The 18,336-nt window shown below is 59.9% G+C and carries 15 protein-coding genes; 13 read left to right on the forward strand and 2 right to left on the reverse strand.

Annotated elements, in window-relative coordinates; genetic code table 11:
- Window positions 1-45: 45 nt before the first annotated feature.
- The 11 genes from GFS31_RS12140 to GFS31_RS12190 all read left to right on the forward strand — a co-directional run bounded on the left by GFS31_RS12140 (window position 46) and on the right by GFS31_RS12190 (window position 12,764).
- Window positions 46-261: a hypothetical protein gene (locus GFS31_RS12140; protein WP_198805076.1), complete on the forward strand. Its 216-nt coding sequence runs from the start codon at window positions 46-48 to the stop codon at window positions 259-261.
- Window positions 262-428: 167 nt separating this feature from the next.
- A complete protein-coding gene (locus tag GFS31_RS12145; RefSeq protein WP_198805077.1) occupies window positions 429-3,233 on the forward strand; it encodes a cation-translocating P-type ATPase in 2,805 nt (934 codons plus the stop codon).
- A 27-nt stretch (window positions 3,234-3,260) separates the two neighbouring features.
- On the forward strand, window positions 3,261-4,256 hold the full coding sequence (locus tag GFS31_RS12150; RefSeq protein ID WP_225907399.1) for a WG repeat-containing protein: 996 nt from the start codon (window positions 3,261-3,263) through the stop codon (window positions 4,254-4,256).
- 224 nt (window positions 4,257-4,480) lie between these two features.
- Window positions 4,481-5,194, forward strand: coding sequence for a heme oxygenase (biliverdin-producing) (locus GFS31_RS12155; protein ID WP_198805078.1), 714 nt, complete (start codon window positions 4,481-4,483; stop codon window positions 5,192-5,194).
- A gap of 275 nt (window positions 5,195-5,469) precedes the next feature.
- Window positions 5,470-7,725: a hypothetical protein gene (locus GFS31_RS12160; RefSeq protein ID WP_198805079.1), complete on the forward strand. Its 2,256-nt coding sequence runs from the start codon at window positions 5,470-5,472 to the stop codon at window positions 7,723-7,725.
- Between the two features lie 234 nt (window positions 7,726-7,959).
- On the forward strand, window positions 7,960-9,870 hold the full coding sequence (locus GFS31_RS12165) for a DMT family transporter (protein WP_225907400.1): 1,911 nt from the start codon (window positions 7,960-7,962) through the stop codon (window positions 9,868-9,870).
- Window positions 9,871-9,946: 76 nt separating this feature from the next.
- A complete protein-coding gene (gene clpS, locus GFS31_RS12170; RefSeq protein ID WP_198805080.1) occupies window positions 9,947-10,267 on the forward strand; it encodes an ATP-dependent Clp protease adapter ClpS in 321 nt (106 codons plus the stop codon).
- Between the two features lie 107 nt (window positions 10,268-10,374).
- Window positions 10,375-10,671 carry a DUF2103 domain-containing protein gene (locus GFS31_RS12175; protein ID WP_198805081.1) on the forward strand — a complete coding sequence of 99 codons (297 nt, stop codon included), beginning with the start codon at window positions 10,375-10,377 and terminating at the stop codon, window positions 10,669-10,671.
- 1 nt (window position 10,672) lies between these two features.
- Window positions 10,673-11,929: a tRNA (guanine-N1)-methyltransferase gene (locus tag GFS31_RS12180; protein ID WP_263974830.1), complete on the forward strand. Its 1,257-nt coding sequence runs from the start codon at window positions 10,673-10,675 to the stop codon at window positions 11,927-11,929.
- 77 nt (window positions 11,930-12,006) lie between these two features.
- Entirely contained in the window at window positions 12,007-12,276 is a 270-nt protein-coding gene (locus tag GFS31_RS12185; RefSeq protein WP_198805082.1) for a UPF0175 family protein, read from the forward strand.
- On the forward strand, window positions 12,273-12,764 hold the full coding sequence (locus tag GFS31_RS12190) for a DUF3368 domain-containing protein (protein ID WP_198805083.1): 492 nt from the start codon (window positions 12,273-12,275) through the stop codon (window positions 12,762-12,764). The genes GFS31_RS12185 and GFS31_RS12190 overlap by 4 nt, the downstream gene beginning before the upstream one ends.
- A 32-nt stretch (window positions 12,765-12,796) precedes the next feature.
- On the opposite strand, the gene GFS31_RS12195 is transcribed toward GFS31_RS12190, so the two are convergent.
- The gene (locus GFS31_RS12195; RefSeq protein WP_198805084.1) at window positions 12,797-13,384 is read right to left on the reverse strand and encodes a DUF1997 domain-containing protein; all 588 of its coding nucleotides are present in this window, start codon (window positions 13,382-13,384) and stop codon (window positions 12,797-12,799) included.
- 206 nt (window positions 13,385-13,590) lie between these two features.
- The gene (gene purM, locus GFS31_RS12200) at window positions 13,591-14,643 is read right to left on the reverse strand and encodes a phosphoribosylformylglycinamidine cyclo-ligase (protein ID WP_198805085.1); all 1,053 of its coding nucleotides are present in this window, start codon (window positions 14,641-14,643) and stop codon (window positions 13,591-13,593) included.
- A gap of 651 nt (window positions 14,644-15,294) precedes the next feature.
- Here purM and GFS31_RS21000 point away from each other — a divergent pair.
- Together GFS31_RS21000 and GFS31_RS12210 are read left to right on the forward strand one after the other, a co-directional pair.
- The gene (locus GFS31_RS21000; protein WP_225907401.1) at window positions 15,295-16,314 is read left to right on the forward strand and encodes a septal ring lytic transglycosylase RlpA family protein; all 1,020 of its coding nucleotides are present in this window, start codon (window positions 15,295-15,297) and stop codon (window positions 16,312-16,314) included.
- Window positions 16,315-16,577: 263 nt separating this feature from the next.
- Window positions 16,578-18,179, forward strand: a complete 1,602-nt coding sequence (locus tag GFS31_RS12210) for a bifunctional pantoate--beta-alanine ligase/(d)CMP kinase (protein WP_198805086.1) — start codon at window positions 16,578-16,580, stop codon at window positions 18,177-18,179.
- Window positions 18,180-18,336: the final 157 nt, after the last annotated feature.

Below are 18,336 nucleotides of genomic sequence, written 5' to 3' on the forward strand. Positions count from 1 at the left end.
CCCAGCAACAACCCTTTTACCCGACGACAACACTGGCTTAGGAACGTGGAGGATGTGAAGGAATTTGTGGAGAAATTGGGTCGTTTTCGCGAATTTTTCCCACAATACGAGCAACACCAACTCTACGGAGCGGTAGCCAGCATTGGCATGGATCCGGGGGCAGATCGCTACGCCTATCGTCAGGGGTTGTTTGTGCTGGCCCAGTCGGGGGAAACCATGGCTATCCTCAACAACAGCCAGTTTCAGCCGCGCAACTGGTAGCCCCCGATGGCAGTGATGAACATGGGTATAGTGGCAGGGATCTGACCTAAGCGATAATAGAAGCATCGAAAATCAGGCAACTCAGGGTGACGGGCTAGGCCATCGGGGCACTAGCGCGTCATTGGAGATTTAGCTATCGGGGTTGCTGCTGTTGGGCGAGGTTTGCCATGGTCAGTTCGTTAAACCCGGTTTCTGCGCCGTCTTGGTATGGCCAGGAGGGGGAACGGGTGTTGGCCAGTTTCCACAGTTCTGCGGCGGGGCTGTCCACGGAAGCCGCTGAGGAAGCCTTGCAACGCCATGGCCCCAACCTTTTGCCGGAGGTGCCGCCCCGTTCCCAGTGGGCGATTTGGTTTGCCCAGTTTCGGTCTCTGCCCGTGGCCCTGCTGACGGTGGCGGCGGTGATTGCCTACTTTACGGGTGGCCCCACCGATGCCCTGGTGATTTTGGGGGTGGTGCTGATCAACGGCGTGATTGGTTATGCCACCGAAAGCCAGTCTGACCGCATCATTCGCTCTCTGGATCATCTGTCTTCGCCGACGGCTTGGGTGCGGCGCAATGGGGATTTGGCGGAACTGGAGGCCGCTGCGGTGGTGCCGGGGGATATTTTGGTGCTGCGGCCCGGTTCGCTGGTGGTGGCGGATGGGCGGCTGATTGAGGCCCAGTCCCTCAGTGTGGATGAATCGGCCCTGACCGGGGAAAGTTTGCCCGTGGGGAAGGCCATTGAACCGTTGCTCCAGCCAAATTTGCCCCTGGCGGATCGTGCCAACATGGTCTATCGCGGCACCTTGGTCACGGGGGGGCAGGGCTTGGCGGTGGTGGTGGCCACGGGGGCGACGACGGAAATGGGCCAAATTCAAACCCTGGTGGGGCAATCGAGCCATCCGCCCACCCCCATGGAGCAGCAGCTTGATCAGGCTGGTAGTCAGTTGGTGTGGATTTCCAGCGCCGTCTGTGCGGTGGTGTTTGGGCTGGGCCTGTGGCGCGGCTATGCCCCCTTGGAAATGCTGACGACGGCGGTGGCCCTGGCGGTGGCGGCGGTGCCAGAGGGCTTGCCAGCGGTGGCGACGACGACTTTGGCCCTGGGCATTTTAGCCATGCGACGCCAGCGGGTGCTGATTCGCCGTTTGGATGCGGTGGAAACCCTCGGCTCGCTGCAAACCCTGTGCCTCGACAAAACCGGAACCCTCACCGCCAACCGCATGGCCGTGGTGGAACTGCACACCGATCACACCCACCTCACCCTGGCCGATGGTGCGTCGCCCTTGCCGGAGGTGATCCCCCCTGGCCCGCTGCATACCCTGTTGCGGATGGTTGTTCTCTGCAACGAAAGCGAGGTGGTGGATGCCGATCTAGATACCGCCCCCCAGCCCACCTTCACCGGATCATCGACGGAAAATGCCCTTTTAGCCGTCGCCCATCAAGCCGGAATCGACATTTCTGCTCTGCGCCAAACCTATCCCCAAGGCGCAATTCGCCATCGGTCGGCCCAGCGCAATGTGATGGCAACGCTGCATTCTATCCCCACGGGCGGCTGGCTGGTAGCGGTGAAGGGCAGCCCCCTCGAACTGCTGGCTCGGTGTGAGGTGATGCTGGATCGTCCTTTAACTTGTCCGTTAGACCGTTCTGACATCCCCAATGTCCAGGCTTCCCAAGAGCTGGAAATCGCTGAGGATAACAGCCCAGAGGACGACTGGACGAGGGAAGTGACGACCCACTGGCTACCGGATATACAAGATCCCATTCCCCTTACCCCCGATCAACGGCAGGCGATTGTGGCCGAAAACGAGCGCATGGCCCAGGCAGGATTGCGGGTGTTGGGGGTGGCCTACGGCTATCCGTCGAAAAAGGACGACTGGGCCGAAACGCCCCTGGTATGGCTGGGCTTGGTGGCCATGGCCGATCCCCTGCGGGCGGGGGTGAAGGACACCATCGCCGCCTTCCATCGGGCCGGAATTGCCGCGGTGATGGTGACGGGGGATCAACGGGCCACCGCCGCCGCCCTGGGGCAAGCCCTCAACCTCGGCCAGGGCCAGGATCTCTCGGTGCTGGATGCGACGGAACTGGCCCACCGCTCGGCTACGGACGCCCCCATTCAAGACGTACAGGTGTTTGCCCGCATCAGTCCGGCGGATAAGCTTCAGGTGGTGCAGGCGCTTCAGCGGTCGGGCCAAGTGGTGGCGATGACCGGGGACGGCATCAACGATACCCCTGCCCTCAAGGTGGCGGAGGTGGGCATTGCCATGGGCCACAGCGGCACCGATGCGGCGCGGGAAGTAGCCGACGTGATTTTGCAGGACGACAATCTGGATACCCTGATCGCCGCCATTGCCCAAGGTCGCACTATTTACAGCAACATTCGCAAGGCGGTTCACTTCCTGCTGGCCACCAATCTCAGCGAAATTATTGTCATGTTTGCGGGCATTAGCCTGGGGCTGGGGGCACCGCTGAATGCCCTGCAACTGCTGTGGCTGAATTTGGTGACAGACATTTTCCCTGGCCTCGCCCTGGCCCTAGAACCTGCGGCGGCGGATGTGTTAGCCCAGCCCCCACGCCCCACCACCGAATCCCTGATCCAGCCCGCTGCTTTTCGGCGCATGGTGCTGGAGGCCACGGTGATCTCCGCCAGCGCCCTTGCGGCCTACGGTTACGCCATCCATGACCACGGCATCGGTGCCCAGGCTAGCACCGTGGGCTTCATGGCCCTCACGTTGGCCCAGTTGCTCCATGCGCTGGTGTGCCGTTCTCGCCAGCGGCACCTGTTTCGTCGCCCTGCCCTGGCCCCCAATCGCTATCTGGGCTTGGCGCTGATTCTGTCGATCAGCCTCCAATTTTTAGCCCTGTTTATCTTGCCCCTCGGCCAGTTACTCCATATCGTGGCTCTGAGCCCAACCGATGCGGTGGTTGTCACCCTAGCGGCCCTACTGCCCTTGGTGATCAACGAAACGACGAAGCCTGCCCCCATCAACCGCTAACCTAGTCATAGAGTGCATAGACTCATCGTGTCCCTGAACCTGCCTAGCCCCATGCCCCGTCCGCTGCTGTTTGACCAGGTTTCTGACTTTGCTGAGGGGTTGGCCATGGTGAAAACCAAGACCACCCTTGGCTACCTCAATACCAGCGGCCATCTAAGCATTACGGTGGCCGATGACGCTGTTACCGCCGCTGCCCAGTACAGCGAGTCCCTGGCCCTAGCGCGGGCCGGAGACTACTACGGCTACCTCAACCGCCAGGGTGAATGGGCGATTCCGGTACAGTTTCGGCAGGCCAAGGGGTTTTCCCAGGGCCTAGCCGCTGTGCAGGGGGGCACCAAGTACGGGTTTATCAATCTTTTGGGCGAATGGGTGATCGAACCCCAGTTTGATCTGGCCGATTCCTTTGCGGATGGACGGGCGGCGGTGAAACTGGGGGAACGCTACGGCTACATCAACCCCCAAGGACAGATGGCGATTCCGACCGATTTCAGGGATGCATGGCGCTTTGCCGAAGGGTTGGCCGTAGCCAAGCCAGCGGATCAAAATCAGTATGGCTACCTCAATCCGGCGGGAGACTGGGTGATTGCGGCGTCCTATGATGGGGCGTTTCACTTTTCCGAGGGGATGGCCCGCGTGCGCCAGGGCCGTTTCTTTGGCTACATCAGCCGCCAGGGCGACTGGGTGATCGACCCCACCCTGGCCTTTGCCACCGAATTTTCCCAGGGTCGTGCCGCCGTCCTAGAGGGAGCAAAATGGGGCTATCTCGACGCGGAAGGACAGATGGCCATCGCCCCCCGGTTTGACTACGCGGCCAACTTCTCTGAAGGGCTAGCCGCTGTGCAGATAGATGGGCGCTACGGCTACATCAACCCCCAAGGTGACTGGGTGATCGCCCCCGCCTACAGCAACGCTGGCCCCTTTGCCGCAGGATGGGCGAGGGTGCAGGTTAGCGGAGCCTGGGGGTTCATCAACCCTACGGGGCAACCGATGATGGATGTTGGCTTCAAGCCCCTGGGCCTATAATTTATTCATCACAGAAAAATCGGGCCTGAACGACGTTTGTGCTTGACACTCCGTAAAAAAACGTAATGGAAACGGTTCTCAGAACAGACTAAGTTAACAATTATGGTGATTGAAACCTCTGGGCCATTGTTCGCCTTGGCCCCTGCCCGCCTGAGCCTAGCCTTGGGCCAATTTTAAGAATCCTGTTTTCCGGTTAGACCTAGACCTAGAGCGAGACGTTTAGCATGAGTAACCTATCCACCGAACTGCGTGAAGGCACCAAAAAAGCCCACACCATGGCCGAGAACATGGGGTTTGTGCGCTGCTTTTTGCGGGGTGTTGTTGAGAAGCAGTCCTACCGCAAGCTGGTGGCCAACTTCTACTACGCCTACGCCGCCATGGAAGAAGAGCTAGAGCGCCACAAAGATCATCCCGTGGTCTCTACCGTTTACTTCCCGGAACTGCACCGCAAGGCGTCCCTAGAATCCGACCTCGCCTACTACTATGGCTCCAACTGGCGCGACCAGATCACCATGACCCCCGGTGGCCAAGCCTATGTCAACCGCATCCGCGAGGTAGGCAACACCCAGCCCGAACTGCTGGTGAGCCACTCCTACACCCGCTACATTGGCGACCTGTCTGGGGGCCAAATCCTCAAGGGCATTGCCCAGCGGGCCATGAACCTCAATGACGGCGAAGGTACCGCTTTCTACGAATTCCCTGACATCGCTGACGAAAAAGCCTTCAAGGCCACCTACCGCGAATCCATGGACGCCGCCCCGGTGGATGACGCCATGATTGCCGCCATCGTGGAAGAGGCCAACGACGCCTTTGGCATGAACATGGAAATGTTTAAGGAGCTAGAGGGCAACTTGATCAAGGCCATCGGTCAAATGCTGTTCAACAGCCTCACCAGCCGCAAGCGCCGGGGCAGCACCGAACTGGCCACCGCTGAATAGTCCTAGAGACCGCCTAGCCCGGTGAGCGAAGGAACGGAATCCGCTGTATCCAGTTTCCATCGGGCTTCCACGAATACCGCTGATGGAATCGGTGCGTCTGTTTCCAGGTTCCTACGGCTTCTCCGTTTTTGGAGACGTCAGAAAGGACAGCAACACCCGCCGATCACCTCGGCGGGATTTTTATTCCTAGCTAAGAAATCCTAATTTTCCCGGTTCTAGTTCCGAAGTTCTCGATAGAGTGAAAGAGGTGTTGGGCATAGGAGTACAGGACGGCCATGGTGAACCAATCCCAATCGGTGCCCCCGGCTGAGGGGGCGGGGGCGGCTCCAGATCTCCCCTTTGATGGCCTTGGGGGATCCCTCGGTGATGCGTTCAAGACTGCACGGGAGATGGAAGCCTATCTCGCAATTCCTGAGGTCATTCAACATCCACCCCAGCCCAAGAACTCCGGCAAGACGGTGCGGCCCCCTGCCTCTGGGCATTTCTGGCGCTGGCTGCTGCTGTCGATCCTGAGCTGTGTGGCCACCAGTGCGGCGGCGGTGGGAGCCTTGCTGTGGTTGGTCAATTTGCCCCCCACGACGAACTGCGATGACCCAGCCCAAATTACCACTGACCGGGCCGCCCTGTCCTGTGCCGAGATGGCGGCGGTGGATGGCGACTTAGAGTCAGTGCTGGCGGGGCTTACCCTGGTGCAGAGTTGGGGGCCGAACCATTGGCTATCCCACGAGATTGATCCCCTGGTGGAGGCCTGGTCGGCGGTGGTGGTAACGGCGGCAGCCCAGGAACTACGTCAGGGTCGCCGCGATGAAGCCGAGAGACTGATTGCCCATATTCCGTCCCAGAGTGCGGCCTATCCACTAGGGCAAAACCTCTTGGCCGAGTGGAACCAAGAATGGGAGGTGGGAGCGGCCCTGGTGGCTAAGGCCCAAGAGGCCATGGCTAACCAAGACTGGCAGGCTGCATCGGCCCAGATGTTGGCGCTAGGGGAACTGAGCCATCCCCACTGGCGCGAGGAGCAGGTACAGGCCGTGGCCCGTCAAATCCAGGGGGAGCAACAGGCCCACGCCCAAATTCGTCGGGCCGTGGCCTTGGCTTCCTCCGGTGGTGCAGATCGGCTGATGGAGGCCAGCGGGCTGGTCAGCCAGGTGGCCCCCGATACTATCGCCCACAAAACCGCCCAAACCTACCTAGACCGCTGGAGCGATCTGCTGCTGACGGAGGCGCTTCAGCGGTGGTACAACGCCGACCTGGATCGGGCTATTCAGATTAGTCAGTCGGTGTCTCGCAACCCCAACCGGGCCAAGGCGGCCCAAGAGCTGATCTGGCTGAGTCAGGCGCGTCAACTGGCTCGCGACAGCGTCGGCCCTTGGCGGGTGACGCCCCAGCAGATGACGGCCATCTACCAAGCTATGCTGCTGGCTAATCGTCTCCCTAGCGATAGTCCCTACTATCCCCAAGCTCAGTCTAGCGTGGCCACTTGGCGCACCCACCTGGCAGGCATGGGCACCCTGCAACTGGCCCAACTGCCGGGGGGCATTCACCAAGTCGGTACCCTGAAGCTGGCGATCCAGCAGGCCGAAATGATCCCCGCCGATCACCCGCGCCGGGTTCAGGCCCAAACCCTGATGGCTCACTGGCGGCAATCCCTAGAACGGTTGGAGGATGCCCCCTACCTCAGACAGGCGCACCAGCAGGCTAAGACCAACACCCCGGAGGGACTGCGCCAAGCCATTGCCAGCGCCAGCCAAATTCACACCCACCGCGCCCTGCGAGGGGAGGCCCAGAGCTGGATCTATGTGTGGACAAACCGCCTTCAAACCTTGGAGGATCAGCCCATCCTCGACCGGGCTCGTCAGCTTGCGGAGGAAGGCAAGTTGTCCCAGGCGGTGGCTGAAGCCTCATCCATTCGGCCAGGACGATCACTGTACGACGAGGCTCAATCCGCTGTGATCCAATGGCAGCGCACCATCACCGCCCAAGAGCAGCACCGCTATGCGCCCCCGCCGCGCCCCGCAACCCTGCCCCTGGCGGTGGAGCCTGCATCGCTCACCCCTCCGGCCTCGCCCTTGACGCCTGGGGTGCCCCCCCAGCGGGTTGCCCCCGCCGCCGTTCGTCCCTCACCGCCCGCTCAGCCCGCCGCTCCTGTTTCGCCCCCAACGGCTCCAGTACCCAGGACAGAACGACCCTCAGTACTGCCCACCCGCATTGAAACCGTGCCCGCAGACGATCTGCCTGTGCCAACCAGCCCCGCCGCGCCGCCGCGCCCTCTAGCTGCGCCCTCCTCGGTAGAGGGTCTACCCAGCGCCCCTCCGGTGTTAACGGCCCCGCCCCCGACGTCCCCTCCGGTGATGGCTCCTCCCCCAGGGGCCATCACCCAGCCTCCCCCTGCACCTCCAGCGCCCCCCACGCATGAACCTACGTCTCAGGAGGGTGCTAGCCTGCCCTCATCTCACCATGGGGGCACCTCATCTGCCCACCCCGACGCAGGCCCAGAGGTGATTTACACCGGGGCTCTCTATGCTGGGTGGTAGGGTCGCTGGCTTAGATCGGTTAGCAATGACAAGGCTTTGGCCCCCCTTGCCTCTTCCTCCGATGGCCTCGTATACTAACCCCCTCTGGCCTGACTTCTGGGGTAGGCGCGCTGGCAGAACTCGATTTTGATGAGATCTTTTTGTGTTTTTTGAGCACAATACTATCATCCAGGTTGACCTAGGTTCCTCGGGCTTTCAGGGGTCAGGTGGGTTGCAGCATTCGAGACAGATCCCATGGGGCCAAATGATCATCTACCTAACGACCCGTCCCTCCTATCGGCGGCGGCGGCCAATGAGGCTATGCGGGGCCTTAGCCAAGACTTGGAGGCTCTGCGCCAAAAGATCTCCGCTCAGTTGGCCGACGACATCACTTACCTGCAAACCCGAAAGCAGCGGTTGATGGCGGATATTGAGACCTTGGAGGATGATTTTTCCCAGCTCAAGGCGGAGTATCAGGCTTTGCGGGCTAGCCAGGGACAGTTGCTCAGTGAGCAGCAGATGGCCCAGCAGCAGGTGTGGGCCAAACGGCTGGCCCAGGCCCTAGCTACGCACCTCCAGGCTCGCCTCACCGAATCGCTGTTGGCTCCGGGGGTGGTCACTGGGGGAGATACGCTGACCTCCTTCACCGAAGCCAGCGAGCGTCTATCGGCCCTCGACCAAAGCCTCCACAGTGCCCTCAAGGCGATCCAGCAAGACCTGCAAGGCTACCAGAGTAGTTTGTCCCAGCAGGTGAGCCGGATGCACAGCATGGAGCAGCAGGGAGAGGCGATCCTAGAAGCTCTGGTGACGCGCCTCAGCCAGCAACTTCAGGGGCAGATGGTGCAACCCCAGCGGATGCCGAGTCGGAGTCCGGCGGAGGGGGCGCTGCTGCCCAGCCCGCGCACCCCTGAGCTACCTACCCCAGGGCTGTGGGGCCGTCCCCCTAGTCCTTGGCCTCAGCCTCAGCGGCCTACCTCACCTCTGCCCGCATCGCCTAGGAATAGTCCTGTTGCCCCCCAGGGCTCTCGGTCTGGGCCATCCCCCACCGCCGGAGCACCACCTGCGGGGGCGGCTTTGCCCTCGCCCCCTCGTTTGCCCCAGGCTTCGCCCACACCGGGACACCCCACGCCGCCCGCCGCTGTTCCCAGCCGCAGCCAGACTCAGGCTGGACTGATTTTGGTCATCCTGTCTACCCTGGCTTTGTCGATTCACAATGTCTTGGTTGGGCTGATTGGCTTTGGCGGTCAGGTGTTTGGCCAAATTCCGGTGGCGGCTATCTTCCCCCTCAGTCTGCCCAATTCCCTCCTCTTGTTGTGGCTGCGAATGGTAGTGGTGGTGCCGCTGATGGTAGTCGTAGCCCAACGGCTGCGCCCTACCGTTGGCCAAGAAATTGGCCAGGTTCTGTCCCAGGCTGATCGTCGGCCCCTGATGCAGGTGGTGGCTAGCGGGAGCTTTTTGTTCCTCTCCCAGGTGTTGATCTACAAGGCCATCTCCGAGATCGGCCCAGGGGTAGCCGTGACGCTGCTGTTCATGTATCCCCTGATCACGGTACCGCTGGCTTGGGCGCTGTTTGGGGATCGACCCACGCCCCTCCGCTTGGTTGTGATGGTGGCGATCACCATGGGCATTGTGTTCACGGCTCTGCCGCGCATCTCCAGCGACCTCAGCACCAGCCTAGTCTCGCCCTGGGGGGTGGGGGCCGCGCTGCTCTCTAGTGTGGCCTTTGCGCTGTACCTGGTGGCCATGCAGCTCAGTTTTCGACGCCTCCACCCGGTGCCCGTTAGCCTGATGCAGTTTTCCACCGTCTTTGTGCTCACTAGCGTGATTTTGATTGGCGGATCCTTTGTGGGCATTCAGCCTAGCCAGCCTGCCAGCGCGGCGGGCCTATATGTGGGTGGCCTGATGCTTGGGTTCCTCACCCTGCTGGGCTATCTATTTAATAACTATGGCGTCAAGCTGATGGGGGCCGCCCAGGCTTCCATCGTGGCGGCCAGTGGCCCCGTGGTGACGGCGGTGCTGGCCTATGTGGTGCTACCCGGAGAGAAATCGTCCCTGCAATTCATTCAGTGGATGGGGGTGGTACTGGTAACACTGGGGGTCGTGTCCCTTAGCCTCGAACGTCTGATCACCCTCCAACGAGCGGCTCGTCGTTCCGATCCCGCCTGACTCTGCGCGGAATGTTCGATAAACTAGAACTCACATCCGATGTCACTGCTTTCTAGCGATTTTTGCCCTCACCGTTATGACCTGGGTTCTGACCACGGCCACTGCCGCTGCTTCACCGACCATTGCCCCTGAGAAAACCCGCCAGACCACCCGCCAACCCTACCCCAACTACAAAATCATCGTCCTCAACGACGACGTCAACACCTTTCAGCATGTGGCGGAATGTCTGGTGAAATACATTCCCGGTATGGGAGCCGATCAAGCCTGGAACCTTACCAACCAAATCCACTACGAAGGGCAGGCGATTGTCTGGGTTGGCCCCCTCGAACAGGCGGAACTTTACCACACCCAGCTCACCCGTGCGGGCCTGACGATGGCTCCCCTCGAAAAGGCATAACCTGCTGTAGACTGGGCAGCAGGGCTGCTACCTGTGGCATCGCTCACCCCATACCCACATCCCTATTTCCCCGTCTATCCATTTCCCCTTCTATAAGAACAACCTTTATGACACAAGCCTCGGACGGTCGCCTCGTTTGGAACCACTCCACCCATCTACCGGGCCTGATCCCCATCCTGGAACAACTGCTCCATCAACCCGGTATTGGCACCGTCACCCCTGGGGTCATTGCCAACGTCCGTGCCCACTCGCCCGAACTGCGGGTGAAGGTCTCGGTGCCCATCCGGGGTGGGTTTAAGCTGATTGCCCGCAAAGGCAAGACCGTCCAGGAAGTATTTGTGCTTACAGAATTAGACAAGGCCGGATTAGAAACCGCTGTGGCTAAGGCTATCGAGGCGGCCTAGGGTGTCTGGGGAAACCTTTGATCCTCCGTCTAATCCCACCGAATCTGCCCAGCAAAAACCGCTGCCACCCCAGCCCCAACGGCAGCAGGAAGGCCAGGTAACGTTTACGGTGGGGGACGCCTTCTACCGTCCGCAAAGCGCCCTGGCCCGCGATTTGGCCGTCCTCGTAGCGGCCTTAGAAAAACAGCGCCTGGGCCATCTGCGGGTGCTGGATGCCATGACGGGCAGCGGCGTGCGGCCTTTGCGATATTTAGTTGAAGCCGGGGCCGATTGGGTCTGGGCCAACGAGGGCAACCCCGATCACGCCCCCATCCTGACCACCAATCTGGCCCAGGTTGACGCCACCCGTTACCGCATCACCCACGAGGACGCCCAGGCCGTTTTCTTTCGCTGCTATCAAGAGCGGGATTTTTATGATCTGGTGGATATCGACAACTTCGGCAGTCCCGCACCCCACACCAGCAATGCCCTCTGGGCGGCCAAGATTGGTGGATTGTTGTATTTGACCAGCACCGATGCCCGCTCCACCAGCGGCCACGACCCCGAACGCAGCCTGAAAATCTACGGAGCCTCCGCCCGATCCCACCCCGCCGTCCATGAGCAAGGGCTCCGGCTGCTGATTGGCCACGCCGCCCAAACCGCTGCCGCCCGTGGGTTTGGCATTCAGCCCGTGTTTTCCCTCTTTACCGGGCAAGTCCACCGCGCCATGGTGCGCCTGGTAAAACGCCCCACCCTCTCCAGCCACACCTACGGATTTCTGGCCTACTGCCATACCTGCGGCCAATTTCAAACCGTGGGCTGGCGAAAATTGGGCCGAGTTACCTGTACCTGCCCTGGTTTAGGCGGTCATGGTTTAGACGGTCATGGTTTGGCTGTGGATCAACCCCATCAAAACCTAGCGGCCCACAAGACCGAGGACAGTGCCAGCCTCGTTCTCAGCGGCCCGATGTGGCTAGGCGATTTACACCACGTTCCCACCCTAGAGGCTATGGCCACTGTGGCGCAGACTTGGGGCTGGTCGTTCCAGGTGAATGTGCTGAACCGCATGGCCGCTGAAGTGCCCCTGCCGCCCTACTACTATCCCCTAGGGGAAATGGGCCGACGGGGACAGATGGATATCCCCAACCGGGATCAGTTAATTGCGGCCCTTCAGCACCAAGGTTATCGAGCCACCGTTCCCAGTTGCGACCCCCAGGCTATCAAAACCGATGCGCCTCTCTCCATTTGCCTTGCCTTGGCCAGCCAACGGAATCACTAGGGCTGACGCTCTACCCAGCAGAAGATCGAAGGCACAAGTAGACGATAGGATAGGGCTACAGTCTCCCTATTAACGCCGTGGAAGTCACGTTTCCCAACGAACTTTTAGTGGCCCTCCGTGAAGAGCCAGATTCCTTTCGCCAGAAGGTTTTAGTCTACACCTTGGGCAAACTGTACGAAACGGGGCGCATTTCTGGCGGGTTTGCTGCCCAGATTTTAGGGTGTGATCGCTACGACTTCTATCGCCTCATATCCGAGCATGGCTTTTCTGTCATCGACTATGTAGAGGAGGATTGGTCGGCTGAAGCCGATTTTACCCCTTGGTTGTCCTCCCAAAAACAAGAATGAAAGCTGTTGTTAACGCAACTCCACTCATTGCGCTATCTCTGACGGGGCACCTGGATGTGTTATCTCAACTCTTTGCTGAGGTCTATGTTCCGCAGTCGGTGTACGAGGAAGTTGTGACTCAAGGGCGTGATCGTCCCGGCAGTAGTCGGGTTAAACGGGTTGATTGGCTCAAAATTCAGCAAACAACACTAACATCCCCGATGCCAGCTTTGCTGATGGGCTTGGATGTAGGGGAGCAGGATGTTATTTTGCTTGGTCAGGAAATCAGCGCCGACTGGCTCATTATTGATGAGCGATTAGGGCGCAGAATTGCCCAGGCTATGGGTTTTCGGGTTAAGGGAACCCTAGGTATTCTCTTGATCGCCTACCAAGCAGGTCTTTTATCTCAGTCAGACGCTATTAAAGCCGCTGAGACTCTGACACACAGCTCAGTCCGCCTCAGTTCAAAGCTTTTGGAATGGTTTAATCAACAACTTGAACGAGAGTAGACTTGTCGGACGCAGTGACTGACTGGATTTAGTTACTGGGCGAGCCCACCTTGCAGAAGGCTGGATTGAGCTTGGGAATGTTGGGTGGTGTGTTCTACCCAGGCGCGATAGTCGTGGACGAGGTGGTGCTCGATGCGGCTTTTCATCGTCATCAAAATGCCGCTGAGGAAGGTGCGCCCGGTGGCATCGAGCACCGAGTGGGGCATGAACTTAATCGGCGGCGGCATATCGAGCCGAATCCGCAAATTGGCCTCGCCTCGAAGTTCGGTGTGGTGTTCTTGGCGATGGGGTTTGAGGATGCCCTTGAGGCCCATGGAGAAGGAGTCGTTGATGTGGCTGAGGTAGCCGGGGCCGCGCACTTCGCAGTTGACCGCCTCTAGGCAGAGGGAACCATCCGCTAAGCCCCACACCTTGAGGTCGGTGGTGGGTTCCACATGGAGGCCAAAAAAATGCAGGGGCCGCAAACTGAGGCGATACACGCCATTCTCACGCGGTTCGATGTGGCGCGGATCGGTGATGGCCTGCACCAAACGCTGGGGCTGGCGCAGGTAATGCTCGATGGGGATGGCCTCATGGGGCACCCGCAGATGGAGGGCTTGGCTGGCGTGGAACTCTTTCATATAAGGACGTTACCCGAAAACGGGGATCGCTTTTATGGAGATAAAGTTTTGTAACGACATCTCATCTCCATTGTAGGTGCCGCCCCTAGGACTGTGGGGTTTCCCACAACCCATAGGGGTGAGGTTTCCCCACCCTGACTCGCCCTGGAGAAGATGGGCAAGGAGACCTTGCCCCTACGGGAGGCACTCTGTAGATTGATTGGGGCTTAATCGGGTAGCCCTAACACTTCGCCTTCACCGAGGACAACTTCACCGATGGCGTAGGCGGCAATTTGGTGCTGGGTGAGCCAGGTGAGCACGGCATCGGCCTGATCGGCGGGGACAATCAGCGCAAAGCCGATGCCCATATTAAAGGTGTGGTACATATCCCGCAGGGGCACGTCACCCGCCGCCGCCAGCCACTCAAACACGGGCAGCACGGGCCAGGTGCCAGGGGTGAGGTGCAGGCTTTGGCCGGGGGCAAGGCAGCGGGGCAGGTTTTCGGGCAGGCCGCCGCCCGTGATGTGGGCCATGGCGTGGATGGGCAAGCCTTCCCGTCGCGCTGCCAGTACGGTTTCTACATAAATCGTCGTAGGGGTGAGGAAGACTTCGCCCAAGGAGCGGTCGCCCAGGCTAGGGACGATTTCGGCCCAGTCGTAGCCCTGGCCGCTGCCGTCAAGGCGCTGGCCTTCGCTGACCACCTTCCGCACCAGGCTGAAGCCGTTACTGTGGACGCCGCTGCTGGCAAGGCCAATCACCTGGTTGCCAATCTGTACCTGGCTACCGTCGAGGATTTGGGATTTTTCCACCACGCCCACGCAGAAGCCCGCTAGGTCGTACTCTCCAGGGGCGTAGAATCCGGGCATTTCCGCCGTTTCGCCGCCCAATAGGGCACAGCCCGCCTGCCCGCAGCCCGTGGTGATGCCTTCGACCACGTTGGCTAGGGCTTCGGGTTCGAGTTTGCCCGTCGCCAGGTAGTCCAGGAAAAAGAGCGGCTCGGCCCCGCAGGTGAGAATATCGTTGACGCACATGGCCACCAGATCGATGCCGACGGTGGCGTGGCGCTGGGTGAGTTGGGCAATTTTGAGCTTGGTGCCCACCCCATCGGTGCCCGACACCAGCACGGGTTGCCGATAGCCCGCCGGAATTTCGCACAGGCCGCTAAAGCCCCCCAAGGCTCCGAGGACTTCTGGGCGACGGGTGCCCTCCACCATGGCCCGAATGCGCTGCACAAAGTCGCGCCCTGCCACCACGTCTACTCCGGCCTCACGATAATCCATAGCGGGAACGTCTTCCTTAAATGTCGTTGATCACTGTCATACGTGCGTTGATTCGCCTTCTATTTATAGGACGTTTCTAGGGCGTAATGAGAGTGATTTGCGGAGGCTGTGCCCTGGGCCAATCTCAGCCCTAGGGCTGTGGATAGGGGTGCAGCGGACAATATGACGGCTAAAACCTACGTGAAAATACGGGCACACCAGGGCCAAGATCACTCAGGAGATCTCATTTTTGCTCTATCCACATCCTGCATCGGCTCTCCATTGGTGAGGGCGGAGCTAGATTTCGACCCTGTTCATCTGATTTTGGACAGATCTATTGATGAGTTTTTAGAATCAGAAATGAATTTCACATAAGAAAATTAAAATTATTTATCCCCTAGGCGAAAGGGCCTCAAGCCCGATATGATGGGCGGTTGCAAAAATTGAGTTAGGATCACCCGCCAGTATTTTTTGCCGCCAGAGATTTATCCCACGGATCTTCCCCGGATTCGCAACCTAGGATCTTCGTGCTAAGTTACGTTTCGACAAAAAGCCGAGAGTAAACCTTTGTAACGGATCCGTGCCGCAAGGTTGTCCTGTGAAACCTGTCCTGTCGCCCCTATGGGCTCCGGGATTGAGCACCGTCCTCCCTGTTGATCTCTTCTGGTGTATATGAAACAGTCTGTATTGGGTGGGTTAACGGCTGCCGTTATCCTGTCCGCCTTTGGAGCACCGTTGCCCAGTTACGCACAATCCGCCGACGATCTGCGTCGAGCCTCTGAGTCTGAACTTGATTCTTTCCTAGCGTCCGCTGCCTCAGGTCTTTCCGAGTCCGCTACAACGGCCCCAGAAGCCGATATCTCCGCCACCGAGGCGAGCGATGTCTCAGGTTCCAATCTTTCCAATTCTCGTCAACGCTTTTCTGAAGACCTAGTGGCCATTTTGCCCCACGCCCTGGATACCAACCAGGCAGCTACGGTCTACCTGCGCTCTATCCCGGTGATGACCTTGGTTGGCGATGAACTCGCTACCCTGGGTGAATCCAAGGAAACCCACAGTGCCCCCACGGAGGGCGATCAGGATCCCGTAAATCGGGCCAACGAAATTGTGGATCGGCTACTGGCCTTGGCCGAAACCGAAGACCCCGCCAACATTGAAGCCCGCTGGCTGGCCGATCAACAAGCCTTTGTGGTGGCCTGGGACGAGGAAGTGCTGGTGACGGTCAACGATCAAACCATCCTGCCCGACACCACCCAAAACCCCGCCGAAGATGTGCTGCAAATGGCCAACCGGATGCGGCGACTGTTGGGCAATGCCCCCGCCCTCAGCCGCGTGGAGGGAATGCCTGAACCCGTGCGGCCTGCCCCGGCGGCTCCCCAGGTGGGCATTGTCACCAGTACCCTCACCGGAACCGCCTCCTGGTATGGGCCTGGGTTCCACGGTCGGCGCAGCGCCAGCGGTGAGGTGTTTAACCAAAACGACCTGACGGCGGCTCACCGTACCCTGCCCTTCGGCACCCGTGTGCGCGTTACCAACCTGCGGACGGGCCAGCAGGTGATCGTTCGCATCAACGACCGTGGCCCCTTCAGCCGTGGCCGCATCATTGACCTCTCTGCCGCAGCGGCGGGCCAAATTGGGCTGCGGGCCAGTGGAGTAGGCCAAGTGCAAATTGAGGTGTTGTCCAATCCCTAGCCGGGGTGAGGTCGGATCGCCTTAAATTCGGCCCTGCTCTAGCTCTTTTCTTTTATTTTCAAGGTTGATTTTCAATGATGCCCTGCGGTTCTCCGTGGGGCTTTTTTGATGGCTTGGTAGACAGGCGACGGTTATCCAGGCCGCTATCTGTGGCCAACAATAATCTGATAGGCTATGGACTTTGGCTGACAGTGGCCAGATGTTCATCTGTCACAGGGCTGGCCCACGAAAACGGTACTGGAGCGAAGACGGAGAGAGCGCAGGTGGTGCGAATACTGAAGACGGTGGACGGACTGACCTGTTATTTGGCCCAAAAACGCCAGGGCCGAACGGGGGCGCTCACGGTGGGCCTAGTGCCAACCATGGGTGGCCTCCATGCAGGGCATCGTAGCCTGATGGAGCAGGCGCGGCGGGAGAACGATCTGGTGGTGGTCAGCATTTTCCTCAATCCCATCCAGTTTGCGCCGGGGGAGGATTTGGCCCGCTATCCCCAAACCCCCAGCCAAGACCTACAGCTTTGCGAACAGGTGGGGGTGGATGCGGTGTTTATGCCCACGCCCCAGGTTCTCTACGGCAGCGATAGCCCAGCCTCGGCAGGGTTAACCCAGGTGGTGCCTCCGGCGGCGATGATGGCGGTGCTCTGCGGCCCCCATCGTCCGGGCCATTTTGAGGGGGTGGCCACGGTGGTGACAAAGCTGCTGAGTTTGATACGCCCGGATCGGGCCTACTTTGGCCGCAAGGACGCCCAGCAGTTCGCCATCATCAAGCGCCTTGCCCAAGATCTGAACCTGCCCACTCAAATTGTTGGTTGCCCCACTGTGCGCGAAGACAGCGGCCTCGCCCTCAGTTCCCGCAACGCCTACCTGAGTGAGGCGGAACGGGAGGAGGCCACCGTGCTGCATCGGGGGCTGAGGGCGGCTCAGGCAAAGTTTAAGGCCGGGGAACGCTCTAGCCTCGCGCTGATTGCAGCGGTCGATCAAACCCTGTGCCAGGTGCCAGCGGTGCAGCCCCAGTATGTGGAACTGGTGCATCCCGAAACCCTGGTGCCCTTGGATCGCATCGAATCCACGGGACTGCTCGCCATTGCCGCCTATCTGGGCCAAACTCGGCTGATTGACAATATTTTGCTGCGCCACCGCCAGCCCATTGTGGCCATTGACGGCCCCGCCGGAGCCGGGAAGTCTACCGTGGCGCGTCAGGTGGCCAAGCGTTTGGGCCTGCTGTATTTAGACAGTGGGGCGATGTATCGAGCGATTACCTGGAAGGCGCTTCAGCAAGGGCTAGACCTCCAGGACGAGGTGGCCGTGGCCGAACTGTTGCAGGACTGCGACCTCAAACTTGCCGCCTCTGGGGATGCCCCTGCCTTTGCCGCCTATCCCAGCCGGATTTGGCTCAACGGTGAGGAAGTGACGGAACTGATCCGCCAGCCCAGCGTCACCGCCCAGGTCTCCACCATTGCCGCCCAGCCCATTGTTCGCAAGGTGCTGCTGAAGCAACAGCAACAGTACGGCGTGGCCGGGGGCGTGGTGATGGAAGGGCGCGACATTGGCACCCAGGTCTTCCCCCAGGCGGAACTGAAGATTTTCCTCACCGCTTCGGTGGCGGAACGGGCGCGCCGTCGTCAGCAGGATCTCAAAGCCCAGCAGCAGCCCATCGAAAGCCTCGCCGCCCTAGAACGTGCCATTGATGACCGCGACCGCAAGGACAGCACCCGCCGCGTGGCTCCCCTCAAAAAGGCCGAGGATGCTGTGGAACTGATCACCGATGGTCTCACCATTGATCAGGTGGTCGATAAAATTGTCCTGATGTACGAGGACAGGGTTGGAGGCGTACCTATCCCTGAAGGGACTAACGGCCAACGCTAGCGATCCCCATAAATCCCCCTTAAAAAGGGGATTTGGAATCCAGTTTCGCTCAATACCCCCATGCTAAGTAGCCAGAGGGTTGAGCGGAGTCGAAACCCAGAGCCAAAATTAATTTTAATTTAGCCATTCTACCTACGCCTGATTCTCTTGTTTTTCA

The sequence above is a fragment of the Leptolyngbya sp. BL0902 genome, assembly GCF_016403105.1.
Lineage (GTDB): Bacteria > Cyanobacteriota > Cyanobacteriia > Phormidesmidales > Phormidesmidaceae > Nodosilinea.

Excerpts from the sequence above, each read along its gene's own strand:
- GFS31_RS12175 (WP_198805081.1), top strand. The coding sequence starts at position 10,375 with ATGACACAAGCCTCGGACGGTCGCCTCGTTTGGAACCACTCCACCCAT.
- GFS31_RS12160 (WP_198805079.1), top strand. The coding sequence starts at position 5,470 with ATGGTGAACCAATCCCAATCGGTGCCCCCGGCTGAGGGGGCGGGGGCG.
- GFS31_RS21000 (WP_225907401.1), top strand. The coding sequence starts at position 15,295 with ATGAAACAGTCTGTATTGGGTGGGTTAACGGCTGCCGTTATCCTGTCC.
- GFS31_RS12145 (WP_198805077.1), top strand. The coding sequence starts at position 429 with ATGGTCAGTTCGTTAAACCCGGTTTCTGCGCCGTCTTGGTATGGCCAG.
- GFS31_RS12195 (WP_198805084.1), bottom strand. The coding sequence starts at position 13,384 with ATGAAAGAGTTCCACGCCAGCCAAGCCCTCCATCTGCGGGTGCCCCAT.
- GFS31_RS12165 (WP_225907400.1), top strand. The coding sequence starts at position 7,960 with ATGGGGCCAAATGATCATCTACCTAACGACCCGTCCCTCCTATCGGCG.
- clpS (WP_198805080.1), top strand. The coding sequence starts at position 9,947 with ATGACCTGGGTTCTGACCACGGCCACTGCCGCTGCTTCACCGACCATT.
- purM (WP_198805085.1), bottom strand. The coding sequence starts at position 14,643 with ATGGATTATCGTGAGGCCGGAGTAGACGTGGTGGCAGGGCGCGACTTT.
- GFS31_RS12155 (WP_198805078.1), top strand. The coding sequence starts at position 4,481 with ATGAGTAACCTATCCACCGAACTGCGTGAAGGCACCAAAAAAGCCCAC.
- GFS31_RS12190 (WP_198805083.1), top strand. The coding sequence starts at position 12,273 with ATGAAAGCTGTTGTTAACGCAACTCCACTCATTGCGCTATCTCTGACG.